Annotated in this window: 16 protein-coding genes; 5 read left to right on the top strand and 11 right to left on the bottom strand. The window is 70.3% G+C overall.

What is annotated here, in order from left to right; all coding sequences use genetic code 11:
• Positions 1 to 7 precede the first annotated feature (7 nt).
• From CcI49_RS29980 to CcI49_RS29960, 5 genes are all read left to right on the top strand, one after another.
• Entirely contained in the window at positions 8 to 1,180 is a 1,173-nt protein-coding gene (locus tag CcI49_RS29980) for a branched-chain amino acid ABC transporter substrate-binding protein (RefSeq protein ID WP_076832029.1), read from the top strand.
• A gap of 148 nt (positions 1,181 to 1,328) precedes the next feature.
• Positions 1,329 to 2,099 carry an SDR family NAD(P)-dependent oxidoreductase gene (locus CcI49_RS29975; RefSeq protein WP_054568239.1) on the top strand — a complete coding sequence of 257 codons (771 nt, stop codon included), beginning with the start codon at positions 1,329 to 1,331 and terminating at the stop codon, positions 2,097 to 2,099.
• 189 nt (positions 2,100 to 2,288) lie between these two features.
• On the top strand, positions 2,289 to 2,960 hold the full coding sequence (locus CcI49_RS29970; RefSeq protein WP_076832025.1) for a triacylglycerol lipase: 672 nt from the start codon (positions 2,289 to 2,291) through the stop codon (positions 2,958 to 2,960).
• A 341-nt stretch (positions 2,961 to 3,301) separates the two neighbouring features.
• Positions 3,302 to 4,096 carry an SDR family oxidoreductase gene (locus CcI49_RS29965; protein WP_076832022.1) on the top strand — a complete coding sequence of 265 codons (795 nt, stop codon included), beginning with the start codon at positions 3,302 to 3,304 and terminating at the stop codon, positions 4,094 to 4,096.
• A 179-nt stretch (positions 4,097 to 4,275) separates the two neighbouring features.
• Positions 4,276 to 6,159: an AMP-binding protein gene (locus CcI49_RS29960; RefSeq protein ID WP_076832019.1), complete on the top strand. Its 1,884-nt coding sequence runs from the start codon at positions 4,276 to 4,278 to the stop codon at positions 6,157 to 6,159.
• 109 nt (positions 6,160 to 6,268) lie between these two features.
• On the opposite strand, the gene CcI49_RS29955 is transcribed toward CcI49_RS29960, so the two are convergent.
• The 11 genes from CcI49_RS29955 to CcI49_RS29905 form a co-directional block, all read right to left on the bottom strand.
• Positions 6,269 to 6,946 (bottom strand): hypothetical protein, encoded by a 678-nt coding sequence (locus tag CcI49_RS29955; protein ID WP_076832016.1) that lies wholly within the window; start codon positions 6,944 to 6,946, stop codon positions 6,269 to 6,271.
• Entirely contained in the window at positions 6,943 to 9,213 is a 2,271-nt protein-coding gene (locus CcI49_RS29950) for a serine/threonine-protein kinase (RefSeq protein ID WP_083749806.1), read from the bottom strand. Before CcI49_RS29950 ends, CcI49_RS29955 begins: the two co-directional genes overlap by 4 nt.
• 55 nt (positions 9,214 to 9,268) lie before the next feature.
• The gene (locus CcI49_RS29945) at positions 9,269 to 9,952 is read right to left on the bottom strand and encodes a hypothetical protein (protein ID WP_054568234.1); all 684 of its coding nucleotides are present in this window, start codon (positions 9,950 to 9,952) and stop codon (positions 9,269 to 9,271) included.
• A 218-nt stretch (positions 9,953 to 10,170) separates the two neighbouring features.
• Positions 10,171 to 10,536, bottom strand: coding sequence for a DUF2203 domain-containing protein (locus CcI49_RS29940; RefSeq protein WP_006540000.1), 366 nt, complete (start codon positions 10,534 to 10,536; stop codon positions 10,171 to 10,173).
• A gap of 190 nt (positions 10,537 to 10,726) precedes the next feature.
• Positions 10,727 to 11,806 carry a hypothetical protein gene (locus CcI49_RS29935; RefSeq protein WP_006540001.1) on the bottom strand — a complete coding sequence of 360 codons (1,080 nt, stop codon included), beginning with the start codon at positions 11,804 to 11,806 and terminating at the stop codon, positions 10,727 to 10,729.
• A 186-nt stretch (positions 11,807 to 11,992) separates the two neighbouring features.
• Positions 11,993 to 12,796 carry a hypothetical protein gene (locus CcI49_RS43705; protein WP_235498102.1) on the bottom strand — a complete coding sequence of 268 codons (804 nt, stop codon included), beginning with the start codon at positions 12,794 to 12,796 and terminating at the stop codon, positions 11,993 to 11,995.
• Entirely contained in the window at positions 12,783 to 13,634 is an 852-nt protein-coding gene (locus CcI49_RS29925; RefSeq protein WP_076832114.1) for a hypothetical protein, read from the bottom strand. The genes CcI49_RS43705 and CcI49_RS29925 overlap by 14 nt, the downstream gene beginning before the upstream one ends.
• 5 nt (positions 13,635 to 13,639) lie before the next feature.
• Positions 13,640 to 14,200 (bottom strand): OmpA family protein, encoded by a 561-nt coding sequence (locus CcI49_RS29920; RefSeq protein WP_054568232.1) that lies wholly within the window; start codon positions 14,198 to 14,200, stop codon positions 13,640 to 13,642.
• A gap of 362 nt (positions 14,201 to 14,562) precedes the next feature.
• The gene (locus CcI49_RS29915) at positions 14,563 to 15,432 is read right to left on the bottom strand and encodes a DnaJ domain-containing protein (protein ID WP_241840324.1); all 870 of its coding nucleotides are present in this window, start codon (positions 15,430 to 15,432) and stop codon (positions 14,563 to 14,565) included.
• A gap of 180 nt (positions 15,433 to 15,612) precedes the next feature.
• Positions 15,613 to 16,383: a class I SAM-dependent methyltransferase gene (locus CcI49_RS29910; RefSeq protein WP_076832106.1), complete on the bottom strand. Its 771-nt coding sequence runs from the start codon at positions 16,381 to 16,383 to the stop codon at positions 15,613 to 15,615.
• A 140-nt stretch (positions 16,384 to 16,523) separates the two neighbouring features.
• Positions 16,524 to 18,641, bottom strand: a complete 2,118-nt coding sequence (locus tag CcI49_RS29905; RefSeq protein ID WP_076832010.1) for a protein kinase — start codon at positions 18,639 to 18,641, stop codon at positions 16,524 to 16,526.
• Positions 18,642 to 18,739 lie beyond the last annotated feature (98 nt).

The following is an 18,739-nucleotide window of genomic DNA, read 5'->3' as shown; positions in this document are numbered from 1 at the left end:
GCAGGACATGATCAGGCGACCGGCCATGGGCGCGATCGCCCTCGCCGTCGTGACGGCGGTGACCGTGACGGCATGTGGGCTCGGTCGGGAGGACTCGCCCGGCGACGGCAGGAAGACCATCACCATCGGCTTTCAGGGCATGCTGTCCGGCGACGACCGCAAGCTCGGCGTCAACGCCCTCTACGGGGTGCGGACGGCGGTCGCGGAGGTGAACGCCGACGCCAGCGTCCCGTTCCGGCTGAAGCTCGTCGAGGTCGATGACGGCGGCTCGCCCGACCGGGCGCCGGGTGCGGCGCGCGGCCTCGTCCGGGATTCCGACGTGGTGGCGGTGATCGGGCCGCTGCTGACGGACACCGCCGAGGTCAGCGAGCCGCTCTACAGCGAGGCCGGCCTGCTCTCGGTGAGCCCGTCCGCGACCGGTCCGGCCCTGACCGATCTTGGCTTCACCACCTTCTACCGGGCGATCGCCCCGGACACCGTGCAGGGGCGGGCGGTCGCGGACTACATCTCCACCGTCCTCGAGGCGAAGAAGGTGTACTCGATCGACGACCGCGGTGACTACGGCATCGGGCTGTCCACCGCGCTGGAGGCCGAGCTGACCTCCGACGGGGTCGATGTCACGCACGACGGGATCGATCCGGCCAGGGACTACACCACCCAGGCCGAGCGGATCATCGCCGAGGCACCGGACGTGGTCTACTACGCCGGCTACTACACCGACCTCGCCCGGCTCGCCGAGGCGTTGCGGGACAAGGGCTTCGCCGGCACCGTGATGTCGGGTGACGGTTCGCGGGACCAGCGGTACGTCACCCGGGCCGGCGCCGACGTCGCCGAGGGAACGTTCTTCTCGTGCGCCTGTGCGGACGTCCACGAGGACGCGAACGCGGCGGACTTCGTCGCCTCCTTCGAGACGGCCAACGGCGGGGCGCAGCCCGGGGTCTACTCGGGCGAGGCGTACGACGCCACCAGGGCCCTGGTGCGCGCGCTGCGGGTCGTCGGCCCCGACGGGGACCGCCGGGCGGTCGCCCGTGCCTTCGCGGACGTCAGCTGGAAGGGCGTCACCCGGGACATCTCGTTCGAGGAGACCGGCGAGCTCAAGGTGCCCACCGTCTACCTGTACAAGGTCGAGGAGGGCGAGATCGTGAGCCTCGTGAAGATCACGGACCTGCTCCGATCCTGAAGCCCCAGCGGGGATGTCGGGACGTTTCCGGCACCGATGGGGTGTCGTCCCTGCGTGGCGTGGGCGGTCGATCGGCCGGACTGTGCTGGATTCGGCGTAAGGTTGAGCCCGCTGAACCTTCCACTAACGTAAGGGTTGTTTGCCTGTCATGGTGCGGTCGCCGATCAGCGGTGACACGCCGTCCCCGCGCCGTCTGGCGGACCGGGCGGCGGTGGTGACCGGTGCTTCCAGCGGAATCGGCTATGCGGTGGCGCTCGATCTCGCGGCCGCCGGGGCGGCTGTCCTGGCGACCGGGCGGGACGCCGCCGCGTTGTCCCGCCTCGCCGCCGAGGCCGCTCGTCACGAGCTCGACGTGCGCGTCTTCGCCACCGAGATCACCGATCCCGCCGGTCGGGAGCGACTGGTCGAAACCGCGCGGGAAATGCTGGGCGACGTCTCCGTGCTCGTTCATTCAGCCGGCGTTTACCACAGCGACCCGATGAGCATCGCGAGCCTCGCCGATCTCGACGATCAGTACGCCGTCAACCTGCGGGCGCCGTACGCGCTGACGCAGCTGCTCCTGCCCGATCTCACCCGGACGCTGGGCGACATCATCTTCGTGAACTCCACCCAGGGGCTGGCGGCGGGGCCGGCGGTCGGTCAGTACGCGGCGACGAAGCACGCGCTGCGCGCGATCGCGGACAGCCTGCGCGCCGAGCTCGGGCCGAAGGGGCCACGGGTGTGCACGATCCTGCCAGGGCGGACGGCCACCGCGATGCAGCGGAGGATCTTCGAGACGGAGGGCCGGGACTGGGATCCCGATGCCCTCATGCAGCCCGAGGACGTGGCGGCGATGGTGCATTCCGTGGTCGAGCTGCCGCGCCGGGTCGAGGTGACCGACATCGTGATGCGGCCGACGCAGAAGGTCGCGGCGATGTAACGAAACGACACCCGGATTTCCGGGCGTGCAATTGATGGTGAACATGAAATGGTCCGGCGGCGATGCCCCGGGCCGGCAGTGAGAATCGAGCTCTGATCCGACCTCCAACAGGAGCCCCGGCGAGACCTTTCCATCTCACGGTGAATGGTCCGGACGCCGGGGGTCCGAGCCGACGATGGAAAGGGCTCAGTGTTCAGAGCAGCCAGAATTCTTGGTGCCCTCGCCGTCGCGTTCACCGCATTGCTGGGAACCAGCACCTCGGCGTCCGCGGCGACCCACGACCCGGTAATTTTCGTCTACGGTTTCAACGGCTCGACGTCCACCTGGACCGACATGGTCGCGGACTTCCAGGCCCACGGCTACTCCGCGTCCGAACTGGCCATCTTCACCTACACTTCGACCCAGTCGAACGTGACCACGGCGAACCAGCTGGCCAGTAAGGTCGCCGCGGTGCGGTCCGCCACCGGCGCGGCCAAGGTCGACCTGGTCACCCACTCGATGGGCGCGCTGTCCTCCCGCTACTTCCTGAAGAACCTGGGCGGGACGTCCGTCGTCGACGACTGGGTTTCGCTCGGCGGCCCGAATCACGGCACCACCACCGCCTCCCTGTGCAGCTGGCTGTTCACGGCCTGCTCGGACATGGTCCCCGGATCCTCTTTCCTGAACGCGCTCAACGCCACCGACGAGACGCCGGGCTCGGTCAACTACGGCACCTGGTGGTCGTCGTGTGACGACACCATCAATCCCGATTCGAGTGTTGCGCTGACCGGTGCGACAAATACCGCCGCCGGCTGCCTGGGCCATTCCGAGCTGCATGACGACGACACTGTGGCCGCCGGAGTGCGCGCGTTCATCGCCTGAGCCGAGGGCCCAGTGAGGCGGCGAATGCGGTACCGGCCGAAGTCGCGACGAGGCGATATCGGTGACGGAACGTGACCGTGGCCCGTGCTGGTGCCCGTTCCCGGTGCCGTGACCGGCAGGTGTAACCCCGATCTGGGATTCTGCCGGTCACGGCACTGATTTCCCGGCCCACGGCGGCGGCATCGCCCCCCTGCTCCGGTACCTTGGCTTCCGTCGGAAGCGCCCCAGTCCGTCCTATCCCTCCCGTTTCGTCACTGTTCGTCGCTGTTTGGCGGTCGAGACCGGCTCGGCCGCCGGCGGGCTGTCCGGCGCTCCGTCACCGACCTGAGGAGCTTGGCGACGTGACCGATTTCCGCGGCCGAACCGCGCTGGTGACGGGTGCTTCTTCGGGGATCGGCGCCGCCCTGGCCGAAGCGTTGGCCGGGCGCGGGGCCGATCTCGTCCTCACCGCGCCGGACCAGACGCGCCTGCGGGCCGTCGCGGACAGAATTCGACTCCTGCACGGCGTGGACGTCGCCGTTGTCCCGGCGGATCTCTCCGAGGAGAGCGGCCCGGACGACCTGATCGAACGGGTGCTGGCCGACGGCCACCAGATCGACGTGCTCATCAACAACGCCGGCTTCGGAACACGCGGCCGGTATGACGAGCTGGCCGCCGAACGAGACCACCGCGAGGTCATGCTCAACGCCGTCGCGGTCGAGCGGCTGACCCACCTGCTGTTGCCCGCCATGGTCGAACGCGGACGCGGGACACTGATCAACGTCTCGTCGACGTCGGGTTTCCAGGCGGTCCCCTACATGGCTGTCTACGGCGCGTCGAAGGCCTTCGTGTTGTCCTTCTCGATCGCGCTGTGGGCCGAGTACCGGTCCCGTGGTATCCAGGTGCTCGCGCTGTGCCCCGGGCCGACCGACACCAGCTTCTTCGACGCCCTCGGGTCGACGATGAGCGCGGGCGGCCGGCTGCGCACCACCGAGGAGGTTGTGACCAGCGCCTTCCGGGCGTTGGAGCGCGGCCAGCCCTACGTGATCGACGGTCGGCTCAACTACCTGACCTCGAACGCGTCCCGCCTGCTGCGCCGCGGGTTCGTCGCGGGGATCACCGCGCGGGTCCTCGGCCCGCAGACCGGCCACGCCTGATTGCGCACGCCTGATTGCGGCACGGCTGACCGCGGCACGGCTGACCGCGGCACGGCTGACCGCGGCACGGCTGACCGCGGCGCGCCGACGCCGCCGTCCGTCCAACGTCAAAGGGCTCGCCGTCCGTCCAGCGTCAAAGTGCTCTGGACAGACGGCGCGTCGGCGAGAGGATGGCAGGCATGGGCGAATACCGGCGCGCGTACGACGACTGGCAGGCCGACCCCGAGGGCTTCTGGGGCGCCGCGGCGGAGGCGGTCACCTGGACCCGCCCGCCGGTCCGGGTCCTCGACGCCGGCACCCCGCCCTTCTACCGCTGGTTTCCCGACGCGGAGCTGAACACCAGCGTGAACGCCCTGGACCGGCACGTCGACGCCGGCCGCGGGGACGCCACCGCACTGGTCTACGACTCGCCCGTGGCGGGCACCACCCGCCGCCTCACCTTCGCCCAGCTCACCGACGAGGTGGCCCGGGCCGCCGGCGCGCTCGCGTCGCTCGGGGTCGGGCGCGGCGACCGGGTCATCATCTACCTGCCCATGATCCCCGAGGCGGTCGTGGCGATGCTGGCCTGTGCCCGGCTCGGTGCGGTCCACTCGGTGGTCTTCGGTGGCTTCGCCGCCCCGGAGCTCGCGGCCCGCATCGACGACGCCCGCCCGGTGGCGATCGTCAGCGCGTCCTGCGGCATCGAGCCGACGCGGCTGGTGCCCTACAAGCCGATGCTGGACGAGGCCATCGCCCTGGCCACCCACAAGCCGGCGGCCTGCGTCATCGTCCAGCGCGAACAGCAGCGCTGCGAGCTGCTCGCCGGTCGGGACCACGACTGGGAGCCGCTCGTCACCGCGGCGCCGCCGCACCCGGCGGTCCCGGTCGCGGCGACGGACCCGCTGTACATCCTTTACACGTCCGGGACGACCGGGCGCCCGAAGGGGATCGTGCGGGACAACGGCGGCCACGCGGTCGCGATGGCCTGGTCGATGCGCAACGTGTACGGCATCGGGCCAGGCGACGTGATGTGGGCCGCCTCCGACATCGGGTGGGCGGTCGGCCACTCGTACACGGTCTACGCGCCGCTGATCGCCGGTGCGACGACCATCCTGTACGAGGGGAAGCCGGTGGGCACCCCCGACGCGGGGGCCTTCTGGCGAGTGATCGCGGAGCACGGGGTGAACATCCTGTTCACCGCGCCCACCGCGATCCGTGCGATCAAGAAGGAGGACCCGGCGGGCACCCTGGCCGGCAGGTACGACCTCGCCTCGCTGCGGGCGCTCTTCCTCGCCGGTGAGCGCCTGGACCCGGCGACGTTCGACTGGGCCACGGCGGTGCTCGGGCTCCCGGTGATCGACAACTGGTGGCAGACCGAGACCGGCTGGGCGATCTGCTCCTCGCCGTTCGGGCTGGAGCGGATGCCGCTCAAGGCCGGGAGCCCGTCCGTCCCGATGCCGGGGTATGACGTCCGGGTGCTCGGCCCGGCGGGCGAGGAGGTCGCCGCCGGGGTCGAGGGCGCCATCTGCCTGCGGCTGCCGCTGCCGCCCGGCACCCTGCCCACGCTGTGGGAGGACGACGACCGCTACGTCGCGTCGTATCTCTCGGCGTTCGCCGGCTACTACCTGACCGGCGACGGCGGCTTCGTGGACGACGACGGTTATCTGTACGTCCTCGGGCGCACCGACGACGTGATCAACGTGGCCGGTCATCGGCTCTCCGCCGGTTCGATGGAGGCGGTGCTCGCCTCGCATCCGGCGGTGGCCGAATGCGCGGTAGTCGGCGTGGCGGACACCTTCAAGGGGCAGGTGCCGCGCGGGCTCGTGGTCATGAAGAGCGGCGTGCAGACCTCCTCGGCGGCGCTGGAGGCCGAGCTCGTGGCGCTGGTCCGCGCCGAGATCGGCCCGGTCGCCGCGCTGCGGCGGGTGGACGTCGTCGCCGCGCTGCCCAAGACCCGGTCCGGCAAGATCCTGCGCCGGACCATGCGTGAGCTGGCGGACGGCCGCTCGCCGGCGGTTCCGTCCACCATCGAGGACGTGGCGGTCCTCGACGCGATCCGCCCGGTGCTGGCCCCCGACTCCTGATCTTGGCCCTGGTCCCGGCCGGCCTGCTCGCGGTGCCGGGACCGCGATCGGAACAGGCCCGGCGACTGGCTGTACTGGGCTGGCCGCATCGGTCCTGCGCCGCTGGAACTCACCCGGTGCCGCGAGTACCGCCCGGATCCGTCGAAGCCGACGGGGTCTCCGCGCGTGGGCGCGCGATCTCCGCACCGATGCGTAGTACTACCAGCGCAAGCGCCAGGGAGGCGATGAGCGTCATTCCGGCCAGCGTGAGCAGGCGGACCGGTGCCTCCACACCCTGCAGAGTGTGGATCTTGTGGCCTGCGTGGATGAAGAACACGACCGGAAGTACTACGAGCACGCTTGACGCCAACAGTGAGAAGGCCTGGATGAACCTGGCCCCGGGCGGGTCGTGGGGATCCGGGAGAACGAACGAGACGATGTGCTGCGGGCGATAGAGCGCGTGCACCCGCGCGACCTCACGGGTTTCCTCGTGCCAGAACCTTCTTCGCAGCAGCTGGCGGTGCTCCAGGTCGAGGTCGAGGCAGGTGAAGGAGGAGCGGACGAAGTTCAGGTACAGATAGGCGCTCGCGACCGGCAGCAGATACCAGGTGTCGCTTGCGACCACCAGCTCGACCAGTGGCAGGTCGAAGCTCCCCTCGGTTGCCTTCTTATCCGCGAGCAACTCGAAGAGCGCGGCACAGACAAACAGCAGCGTAACGGATCTGCTCGCTGTCGCCGCAGCGCGCTCCCACACCGCCCGGACGGCTTCGAGGGTCGCCTCGTCGGAATCCTGGGCCGTCTGGCTCACGTGAGAATCCTTGTCGGGGAGTTCGGGGTGCCCTTCTCCTCGGGGCGCGCCAGAAGTACATATGACCCGCCATCGGCGAGATCGGACGAGCAGCTCAGGAAGAGGTCTCCCTGATTATCCCTGGCGAGGCCGTTGAGCTGGGAGCACGCCCGTCCTACTCTCCACACCTCCGCCTCGCCGGAGGCGCTGACGGTGTATATCATCCCGTCTCCACGTTCGGTGGCGAGTACGGCTGACGGATCGTTGCCAGCGGCGCCGAGATCGCGGATCTCACGCCCGGGCGGCCAGGACAGGACTGTCCTGATCGAGCCGTCGGGTTCGACGAGGTGCAACCGGTCCGTGCCGAGCGGAGTCTTCTCCCTGTTCATCTTGCTGAGCAGCCATATATTGCCGCTCTGGCTGACGGCGAGGCTGAAGACGTGGTCCAGATCCGCATCCGTGGCACTGGTCTCGCCGTCGAACCCGTCGAGAGACTCGTTGGATTCGGGACCCGCGTACATTGTCCCGGCGACCAGTTCGAGAGTACTGGCATAGGGGATCCGTTCCGACCATTCGCCGGTGGTCCGGCGGAGCTTCCAGACCTGGCCCGCCGGCCCCGTCGCGATATACAGATTGTCGTCGGCGTCGACGGCCACATCAGTCGGGGTTCCGATGTCGGCCGTTCTCCGCAGCTGCAGGTTCCTGCCGGGCTCGGCGCCGCGGTCGGTGCAGCCATCGCTCTCCGACGTCCGCCCATCGCCGGCGATGGTGTTCGTGCTCCAGCTCTTCCCGATCTTACGGACGACGCGTACGACGCAGTTCCCGGCATCCGCCACGAAGATCGCGCCGTCGGAGGTGGCCGCCACACCCGTGGGCCCGTTGAGATGGGCCGAGCTGGCTTCCCGCCACGAGCCGGGCTCGCCCTCCGCCAGACCGCGCGAGGGCTCGTCACTGTCCTGGATCCCGATGATCGTCTCGAAGTCCTCCTGCGGAGTCACCCTGATCAGGGTTCCTTTCACCTGATCGGTGAGCAGCAGGTTGCCGCCCGGGTCGACGGCGAGTGCCACCGCTCCGATGAGTCGCACCGACCGGGTGGTGCTCCACGGCTCGGGCCGACCCGGTGGCCAGACCGCGGCCACCAGAGTGATGACGGCGGTGATGACCGCGAGCAGCCCCGTGAGCGTGTAGGCCCACCGCCGGCCGGGGTACGGCTGGAACGCCCGGTCCCCGCTGGCCGGATCAGCCCTCCGCCCGTCCCTTGCCACCCGGACCGTCTCCCTCGTGTCCTGCTCGCGGATTGTCCTGGACAACGGATCCGGTACGGCCCTGTGGAGGTCCGGGACCCGCACCGTGATCCCGGCGGAGTCCGCCCAGTCCGCGCCGAGCGCATCGCCGGCCGCACTCATCAGTTCCTCGGCGAACATTCCTGCCGTGCTCTGACGGTCCCGAGCCTCTTTGCTCAACGCACGAAGGATGACATCCGCGACCGGCGCCGGAGCACCGGACAGGGGAGGTACCGGCCCGAAGACGTGCTCCTCGCTGATTCGCTGGCTCTCGGGTGGTGCGAGAAAGGGCGGCCGACCGGCGAGCAGCTCATAGAGGACGGCACCCAGTGCGTAAACGTCGGTGGCCGGAGCGAGCCGGCCGAGCGTGTACTGCTCGGGTGCCATGTAGGGAGTCGAGCCGATGATTCTGCTGGCCGTGGCATGGGCGGCGGCAAGGACCTTCGCGATCCCGAAATCGGTCAGTTTGGGCGCCCGGTCGGCCGCGAACAGAATGTTCGCCGGCTTGATGTCACGGTGCAGAACTCCGCTGGCGTGCACATCGTCCAGCGCCCAGGCGAGCGCGACCCCGACCGCGCACACCGCTGCCGGGGTGACACTCCCGCGTCGGGACCATTCCCGCAGGCTTCCCCCGGAGAGCAGCTCCATCACGATGTACGCGACGTCGTCCCGCTCCACATAGTCGTAAACTCGGACCACATGCGGATGGTCAACCCCGGCGATCACCCGTGCTTCTCGGGCGAGATCGCCGTCCACGGCGTCATCCAACAGGATGGTCTTGATGGCCACCGGTCGGTCGAGATTTCGATGGCGCCCGGCGACAACAAATCCGAAACGGCCGCTTCCGAGTGGCCTGCCCAGCTGGTAGTTGGGTAGTGCGGCCTGCGCTTGCTCCCGATCAAAAAACAAGTAGCATCCCCCGCACTGGATCGTAGTACAGGGGTGCGGCTTCGGGAACACGCTGAGAACGGTTATTGGTTGGCTGATTCTCCGGCGTGGCGTCATGGGCGGTCGGCCGCGCGAAACCTGGCCGCAGCACGGAACGAACTTGTTGACCGGCCTAGTTGACGGAGCGCTCGGCCACCTGCTCCTGGTGGTCGACGTAGGCGTCGGCGATCAGGTCGAGCTCGTCGAGAGGGTAGTCGAGCTTGCGTCGCATCGTGCGGCGCCCGACGAGCAGCAGCTGAAGCAGGTACTCCGGGACGTCGGCGCGCTGGCACCGCTGGAAGCCCATCGTGTACCAGGTGTGCGCCTCGACGAGCTGGTCGTGCTCCGCCAGGGTCTCGGCAACCGCCGCGTAGACGTCCGGGTCCCTGGGCCGGCTTGCCTTGATCTCGGCCAGCAGAGCTGTGGCCTCGGTGGCGCGCTCGAGCCGCTCGGTGGCGTCGGGCGTGGCGGTGGCGTCGGCGCCGCGGTCCGGCTCGTCGGTGACGGGCGCTGCGGTCGCCGTACTGTCACTGTTCCAACGCAGGAGCGCGTCGTGCAGCCAGACCCTGGGATCGAACTCCTCCCGCCCGCTGTCGCGTGAAGCGACCAGGGCGGCGCGGTAGCAGCGCACGGCCTCGTCCCACCGGCGGGCGAGGCCGTACTGGCCTCCCGCGTGGACCAGCAGCGTCGTGGCGCTGATCTCGCCGTGAAGCGCGGGCTGGCCGGCGAGGTCCTCGAACTCGGCCGCCGCCTGTTCGTGCCGGCCGTCACCCGCGGCACGGATGGTGATGTCGTCGATGTCGTCCTCGGTGAGCACCCGGCCATTCTGCTCCGCCAGCCGGAACGTGGAGCGTGAAGGCCCGCTGTTGCTACCGATGCTGCTGAGCAAGAAGTGAGGATTCTGGCTGCTGCAACAACCGAGATCCGCACTTCTTGCGGATTGTCAGGCGCCGTTTGCGGCTGTTGGTAGGAATTGATGGCGTTGTGTGGCGGTGCGAGATCCTCGGTGGGTCGCCAGGCGGCGGATCCCGGGGCCTAGTCCGGGAGGCGGCGCCGGGCGGCGAAACCGAGGTCGGCCCGGTGGTACCAGGCGAGCTCGGGCTCGCCCTCGATCCAGCAGAGGAGCACGCTCTCGCCGTCGAGGACAGAAGGGAAGTCGATCAGGAGCGGAGCGGCCCCCTTGACCTGGATGCCGTGGGCTGGAAACCAGGCCAGCGCTTCGGACAGCCAGGCCTGCAGGGCCTTCATCTCGGCGAGGCCGCCCTTCGGCGATGACGCGCCTTCGGAGAGGGCCGCGCTGAGCTCCGTGAGATCAGCCCGACGCGCCACGAATTCGGCGGCGCGTTCGTGGATTTCGGGCATCAGGGCACGGGCCTCGTCAACGGAGAAGATCTGGTCCACGTAGCCAAGTCCATCACGTCGCGGCTGGCGCCGAGCCGGTTCGGGGCACTGACCGGCAGGCGCGTCCGGGGGTTGCGGGCGGTGGCGCCGGTCATAGCGCTTCCCGTGGTTCGCCGCGGCCCACCGTGGTCCCTCGTGGTCCGTCGTGCCGGCTGTGGCGAAAGGGCGGGTGCCCGCCGATCCGCCGGAATCAGGCGCGGCGCGCCATCTTCAGGGTCTTCTCCAGGTGTTCCCGGTCGGCCTCGGTGGAGCGGCCGTTCGTGGCCACGGCGGGAATCTGGTGCCCACCGCCGAGCACGAGGTCCGTGGTGTGCCGAAGCCCCATGTCCCGCTGCTCGACGTCGAGGATCGCCTCCTCGACCCGGTACAGCTTCTCGATTTTCGCCACCTTCGCCTCGACCTGCGCCGCGACGATCCGCAGCCGTCGCTCCGCCTTCGCGAGGCGCCGCTCCAGCCGCCGGTCGACGAAGTTGGGCATCGGCTCGTCCCGCTCGGTCGGGTCGTGCAGGGACAGCTCGACGACGACCGCCACGAAGGGGATCAGCGCGGTGAACAGGATCGCGGGCCCGTCGCTTCCGTCGGTCGCCGCGCCCTGGATGCGGACCATGATTCCCGCGATCGACAGCAGCAGGAAGACGATCGAGGTCAGGGCGAGTGCCAGTGCCGAGGACTGGGTGGTGACGAGCTGCTCGCGGGTCTCGGCATCCACCTTCACGGTGCCGGCGTCCGCGGCCTTGAGCAGCTGGACCTGGGCACGGGCCAGGATCGCGCCCTTGATCGCGTGGGCGAGCACCATGCCGGCGATGAAGACCGCGATGCCCAGGATGCCGCCCAGGAACCAGCTGACGCCGTAGTCCGCGGCGTCGGTGAGCACGCCGTAGGCCTCGGCGAAGACGAAGAAGTCGAGGGAGGCGAGCACGGTGAGGACCAGGGTCCGGATCAGCGGGGCGAACGGCATCAGGGGAATGCGCTCCTGGATGCCGACGGTGCGCCAGAGCCGGCCCTGCTCGACCCGGTTCCTGATCAGCTCGGTTCGCCGCTCACGGCGTTCCGCCCGCGAGTCGATCTCCATCCGAAGCTCGGCGATCAGTTCCTCAAGGGTTCTCGCGTCCGCGCGGACGGCCGCTCGGACCTCCTGGACCTCGGCTTCTTCCAGGCTCTTGAGAACCTTCGGCCGCGTCTCGGCCCCCGCCAGCGCGATATCGGCGTCCCCCACCTGCCGGATGAGCTTCTTGGCGAGACGTCCTGGCCGATTTCCCCTGCGCAGCACCTGAGGGTCTCTCTTTCCGTGTCTTCGTGCGGACGGCCTCGGTGGGCTGGACGGCCTCCCAGTTCCGGTCGGCCGCAGAAATCAGAAAAGAAATCAGAAATCAGGCGGAGAGGGCTCGGTGAGCCTGTTTCGTCTCACGGTCCACGGTCAGGCGTGCGGCGAGTCCGGGCCGGCGACGAGAAAGGCTCAGTCGATGGGGCGGGCAAAGGTCCCTCCCACGAAGCAGAGCATGGCGCAGACGATGCCGAGAACGGAGGCGACCATGGCCTCTCGGGCGCCCTCCGTCTCGTCGCCGGCGAAAATCATCGTCAGTACCAGCGTGCCGACCCCGACGACGGCGCCGATAGCGCCGAGCATGAAACGGCGGGCGATGGTCTCCCGGGGCGGCAGGGTGGAGAGCGCGTCAATGGGCGCGATCCGCCCGGCGCGGGCCCGGTTGCCGACCCGGCGGCGGATGTCGCGCAGGCGGAAGGTGTTGCCGGCGATGAAGAAGCTCACCGCGGTGACAATCATCGAGCCGGTCACGGAGACCCGGGCGAACGGCGACGACAGGGTCACCCAGACCCAGACCTCCAGGACCGCGAGCAGGACGACGCAGGTCAGGATGACCACCGTCGACCGCATCAGGGCCGGGCTGAAGTGCTGTTCCTCGGGCTCGAACAGGACGCCCATCGGTCGCCTCCTCGCGGTGGTGGCTGTTCCGGCGGTGGCAGCGGCGGTGGACGTGTTTCCTGCGTTCCCTGCGTTCCCGGCCGTGGTTCCGGTTCCAGGGGCGGCGGCGCGGGAGGACCGGATACCGGCGGTGAACGCGGCGCCGGCCGGGAGCGGCCCGGTCGTGGTTCCGGCGACGAACGCGGCGCCGGCCGGAAGCGGCCCCGTCGAGGCGATCCCGGTGGAGGCGATCCCGGTGGGGAAGGCGGCTCCGCCCGGCATGGTCGCCGCCGTCCGGGCGGCCGGGCCGGTGGCCGGCCCGGTGTCAGCCGCAGTCACTGCTGATCCGTCGGCACAGCTCACCCTTGAGATAGCGGGCGATGTCCTGTTGTGGCTTGGTCGCGGGGCCGGCGTTCACTCCGATGAAGCGGACCTTGCCATCGGTGATGGGGGTCAGCTGCTGGGCCTCGGGGGAGAAGCAGCGCCGCACCATCGCCTCCGCGATCTGCACCGACGCCTTCTTGCCGTCGACGTTGAGGCAGTCGGAGGCCCCGCCGGAGCCCAGCAGGTCGGTCCAGACCACGACGGTCACCGCGCCGATCCTGGCGCCCGGTGCGGCGCGCAGCGTGGCGATCTCGTCGTTCGTCCCGGACAGCAGCTTGGTGACGCTGCCGGTGGGGCTGACCCGTTCACTCTGGACGATGTGGTCGACCTCCTCGGTGAGGGCGTCCACCGCGGCGTTGCGGTCCTTCTCCTCGCGGGTGTCGTTGTTCCGGTCGATCTTGAAGAGCGCTCCGCCGTCGAGGCAGTCCGAGCTGGTCAGGCCCGCGTCTCCGCCGCCGCTGGCGAGCAGGCGGATGTACTGGCCCTCCCGCAGCGCCCCCTCGAAGTAGGGGCGCAGGTTCTCGGAGATCCGGGACGCGCTCTCCGGTGAGTTGTCCGAGATATCCAGATAGATCAGCAGCAGCGGGGCGTCGCTCTTGGGCGGGTCGTCCTGGTAGCTGGTGCAGTCGATGGGGCCGTCGGCCTTCTTGCCGAGCATCGTGTCCATCGTCTGGCAGCCGGCCAGCGCGGGCGCGACGAGCAGCGCCGCGGCGAGCAGGCTGGTCGCCCGCGGCCGGGACGAGCCCGGTAGCCGGGAGGAGCCTCGCGGCCGGGAGAAGCGCAGGCGGGTCATCCCGGTCACCTCAGCACGATCTCGACCCGGCGCCGGCTGGCGTCGGCAACGTTGTCGGCGGCGCCCGCCTCGCCCTTGGCGACGACCTCGAGCATGGCCGCGGGGATGTCCTGACTCGTGAGATAGGTCTGGACGGCGACCGCGCGATCCCGGGAGAGCTCCAGGTTGTGCTCCGTGGAGCCGAGGCCGTCGCTGTAGCCGACGACCTGGACCTTCCCGTCGTGCTCGCGGATCTGGGGCACGATGCCGGCGAGCGCGGTGGCCGCCTCGGGGCGCAGGGCGGCGCTGTTGGCGTCGAAGAGGTAGTCGGCGCTGACCGTGGAGACCCGGCTGCCGTCGGCCTGGGTGATGAAGCTGCTCAGCGGCGGGAGCGGGTCCGCGGACACCGCCGGCGGCACTCTGGTGGCATGCGGGGCGGGGGTGAAGGTGGACGCGGCGGCGTCGTTGGAGCAAGCTGCGGTTAGCCCGAGCAGAGCAGCCAGCGCGAACGGTGCGCATACCGCGAGCCCGGGTAGCCGGCGTCCTGCGGACGCGGCGCGTCCGGCGGTGCGAAGCGCGAGATACACGGTCGGCCCCCAACAGCGAGTGCGGCGCCAACCATAACCGTGTCGATTAGCGCCGCTTCACCCAGGCTTGGGTGTTGTGTCAACAGTGGGGTGAGACCGTTTTGTGTTGACTTCATGGGAGTGCGGCGGGGCTAATCGAAGGCCGGTGCCACCGGTTGCTGAGGTGGGCTCGAGAAAGTTGAGTTTTCCGGTTCGTGGTGTTCTGTCATGTTTTGCGCCGCTCGGGCACTCGGGCGCTCGCGGCGTGACGCCYAGCCATGCCGGTGCGGAACACGGCCCGGAGCCGGCGAGGTGGGCACCTCACCGGCTCCGGGGCCGTGCGACGTCGAGACCAGCGACGTAAGTGTCAGCGACGTCAGGGATCAGCGACGTCGAGACGTGTTGACCGCGAAGACCGCCAACGGCGGAATGATCATCGCGGCCGCGGTCATGCCCAGCGCCACCGGGATGGAGTACAGCCGGACAACCGCGCCGGCCAGGACGAACAGGGTCAGGCACAGTGCCATCGAGATCAGGTACCGGTGCCGTGCCCGCCGGCTCGGGCTCCAGGCCGTCGCCTCGTCGTCCGACCAGGCGGCCCAGATGTCGGGCTGGTCCGACTGCCAGACCGTGCTGTCCGCCGACTGCGCGCGTCGGCGCGAGCGCCGCCGCCCGCTGGTGGCGCCCCGGTGCCCGGGCTCGTCCAGGTTCTCCTGGCCGCCCAGGGTGCCGTCGGCGCTGCCGAAGGGCCCTGAGTCGGCCCCGCGTGGCCCTGAGCTCGCCCCGAACGGCCCGGAGCCCGCCCCGGCGGCCCCGGCGGCCCCGGCGGCCCCGGCGGCTCCGGCCCAGGCATCGGGTGAGCCCGCGCCCGGCGCCGGTGCGCCCGATCCGCCGGCCTGGGCCTGACCCGGGGCCGTGGCATCCGGCCGGCCCGAGCGCCCGGACGGATCCGGGGCTGCCGAGCCCGCCCGCCCGCCGGAACCGGTCCGTCCGCCGGGCGTGCCCCGTCCCTGCGGCGAACGGTTGCCACCGGAACGGCCCGGCTCGTCATAGGCGTCGAGCAGGTGGGCAAGCCACAGATCATGGGCACGCCGCATACCGGGATCAGAAAGCACCCGGTATGCCGCGTTTACCCGAAGGAATGCACGTTGGGATCCGCCGGCATCCGGATGAGCGCGTTTCACCACGCGGCGATAGGCAGCGTGGACTTCCTCGTCCGAAGCCGTTGGTGCGATCCCGAGCACCTCGTACATCGAGGCCCGCAAGTACTGGGCCGACTGGCTTTTTGGCGTATCACGCATGGCGATCACCTCCCGGCGCCCGTGCATTGGGGCGTCGCGTCGACCTGAACCCCACCGTAGGCCGGATCTCGCGGATCGGCCCGTTCCAGTCGCGGTGAGCGACGCCACGGATAGCCCGAAGGTCGGTCGCCGTCAGTGCGGCTTGGCCGTGACGAAGATCGATGTGGAGGGAACGAACTGCCCTCGAAGGGGGCCCCACTGGYCCCACACCTGGTCGTGCCCCTCAGGCCATTCCGGCTCGATGACATCGACTAGTACCAGGCCAGCGGCAACGATCTCCCGGATCCGGTCGCCCATCGTCCGGTGTGCCTCTATATAGAGCGGTTCACCTGCGGCGGAATGCTCCGTATACGCGCGACGATCGAAGTAACTGTGGAAGACGACTAGCCCGTTAGCGTCGGGGGCATCCGGCAGACACCACACGAAGGGGTGGGTGGTGGAGAAGATCCACCGGCCTCCCGGTCGCAGAACCCGGGCGGCCTCCCGCATCAGCGCCAGGCTGTCGGCGACGAACGGGACGGCGCCGAACGCCGAACAGGCGATGTCGATGCTCTCCGAGCGGACCGGGAGAGTGATCGCGTCCGCCTGGACGAGCGGAACCGGCACTCCGGTGTCTTCGTTCAGCCGGCGCGCCTGGGCCAGCTGGCCCGCGGAGAGGTCGGTGGCGATCACGGTCGCGCCCTGGGTGGCCAGCCACCGCGCGCACTGGGCCCCGCCGCAGCCGATCTCCAGCACGACCCGGCCGGAGACGTCGCCCAGCAGCCGTACGTCGGACTCGCGAAGTCCCTCCGGGCACCAGCAGAAGTCGACGTCGCCGAGGAACTCGCCGTGCTCGGCGTAGTAGGCGGGGGCCTCGTTGTCCCAGTAGTGCCGGCTGGCGGCCCTGGCGTCCTCCGAGTCCATCTCGGTGTAGCCGTAGGAGGGGTCGGTCGGAATGGTCACGGCGGCAATGGTCGCACCACCCGGCCGGAGCAGGGCCGCCGCCGGCAGCGGCAGGTGCCGGCCGCGGTCAGGTGCCGGCCGCGGTCAGGTGCCGGCCGCGGTCAGGCGCAGGTGTGGGTGACCGCGGTGCCGATCACTGCCCGGTTCTCCACGATGCTCACCGGGGTGTAGACGACGGTGCCGCTGCCCTCGCGGTCGACCAGGCGCCCCCGCCGGCTCTCACCGACCTCCCTGGCGCGGCCCTTCAGGGAGTCCAGGCCGACCTCGCGGTCAGCCGGACCGAACGGGCCGGTGCCCACCAGGCCGGCCTGCTGCGGCGCCTGTGTGGCGTACACCCGGACGACGCAGCCGGGCACCGTCGTCCAGCGCAGCACCGTTCCGCCGAGGGTGTCGCGGGCCTCCAGGTCCACGACCGCGCGCGGCCGGGCGATGACCTTGGCGGCGACCTCGGTGAAGGTCTCGGGCCGCAGCCCGTCCGACTCCTCGCCGGCGGCGACCCAGACGCGGTACCGGTAGACGGCGCCGGCCTGCACGTCGCTGTCCACGAAGCTGCCCTTGAAACCGCGGTAGCGGCGCATCGCCCCCCGGACGGACGACGTCTCGTCGTGGGTCCGTTCGATGATCACCTCGTCGTGACCGGGCATCAGACGCCACGAGAGGGCCACCGCGTCGTCGGTCATGTCGGCGCGCAGGGCGGTGACCGGGGGAAGCACGGTCCGCATCGGGCTACGGGCCGCCGCGGACCTGGCCGCGCCCGCGCTGCGCGGGCCGACCGCGACCACCTCGTGCCAGACCTGGACGCCCTTGGGGACGCCCGCGTCGAACAGCTCCGTGGCGGAGGTGATCCCGAGGCTGCGCTCCCGGCGGCCGCTGTCGGCCTCGGGGGTGGCGACCACGCGCACCACCCGATAGCTCTCGGCGCCGGGCGAGGCCGTCCAGGCGATCAGCAACGCGCCGTCCTGTTCGACGACGGTCACTTCGGCCGGCGGCGGTGGCGCTCCATCGGCCGGGCTGGGTCTGGCGTCCGGGCTGGGTCTGCTGGCCGTGCTGGGGCTGCCGGCCGTGCTGGGGCTGCCGGTGGGCCGTGGAGCGGAGCTGTCGGCAGGGGCGGTAGGCCGTGAAGCGGGGCGCGCGAGGGTGGTGGGCGCGTCCGGATCCGGCAGGGTCGGTGGGAGCCGTGAGGCCGGGGTGTCGTCGGCTCGGGCGCGCCAGCCCAGACCGTCCACGCGGACCACGGGACCGCCGCTACCTGGCTGCCCAGGCTCGTCCGCCGCCGCCGCCGGTGTCGGTGTCGACTGGCCGGCACCGCCGAGGAGGGCTGTCCCGGTCCGGGAGCCGACGCCGCCCGACAGAGCGCCTAGCGCGATCGTGCCGGTCGCCTCCACGGCCGGCCTCGCGTCGGCGAGCTCGCCGAGCATCGACCGGGCCGCGCCGGCCGGGAGCCGCCGCTGTGGTTCCTTCTCCAACAGGCCGGTCAGGACGCCCGCCAGCGGACCGGCGAGTCGCATGGGTGTCGGCGGATGGAGCAGTACGGACGTCAACATGGCGCCGAAGCTCTCCCGCTCGAACGGGGGATGGCCCTCGACGGCGAAATACAGTGTTCCGCCCAGGCTGAACAGGTCGGCTTCGAACGTGGCCGGAGAGTTGTTCAGCCGTTCCGGCGCCATGTACAGCGGCGTGCCGAGCACTCCGGTCACGGTCAGCGTCGGATCGCCGTCGCCGGTCGCGATACCGAAGTCGGTGAGCACCACCCGTCCGTCCGTGCCGATCAGGATGTTCGACGGCTTCACGTCGCGGTGCACGATCCCGCGGTCGCGGGCGGCGAGCAGCGCGTCGATGACGGCGACGCCGATCTGGGCGACCGCCGGCACCGGCAGCGGCCCGGAGTCACGCACCATCTCGAACAGCGACCGCGACGGCACCAGCTCCATGACGATCCACGGCAGGCCGTTCTCCAGGACGACGTCCAGGATGGTCACCACATGTGGGTGGCCGCGCAGCTTGGCGGCGTGCCGGGCTTCGCGCATCGCGCGTTCCACCCGTTCGGCCCGCTCGTCGCTCGGCACACCGCCGGCGAACTCCATCTCCTTGAGCGCGACCTCGGTCTCCAGGACCTCGTCGAAGGCACGCCAGACCGTCCCCATCGCGCCTGCTCCGAGCCGTGCGACAAGCCGGTAGCGTCCCGCGACGAACCGTGCACGTTCCGGACCGACTGCCACCTGACCCCCTCGGCCCCACACATCACCGTGGCCAGCATCTCAGGCGACTGTTGGCAACGGGACACCGAGGACGGATCGCCGACAACGAGCTTTTCCAT

Source organism: Frankia sp. CcI49 (assembly GCF_001983215.1).
Taxonomy (GTDB): domain Bacteria; phylum Actinomycetota; class Actinomycetes; order Frankiales; family Frankiaceae; genus Parafrankia; species Parafrankia irregularis.
The sequence above is the reverse complement of the archived record's forward strand: the minus strand, read 5'-3'. Positions and strand labels throughout refer to the sequence as shown.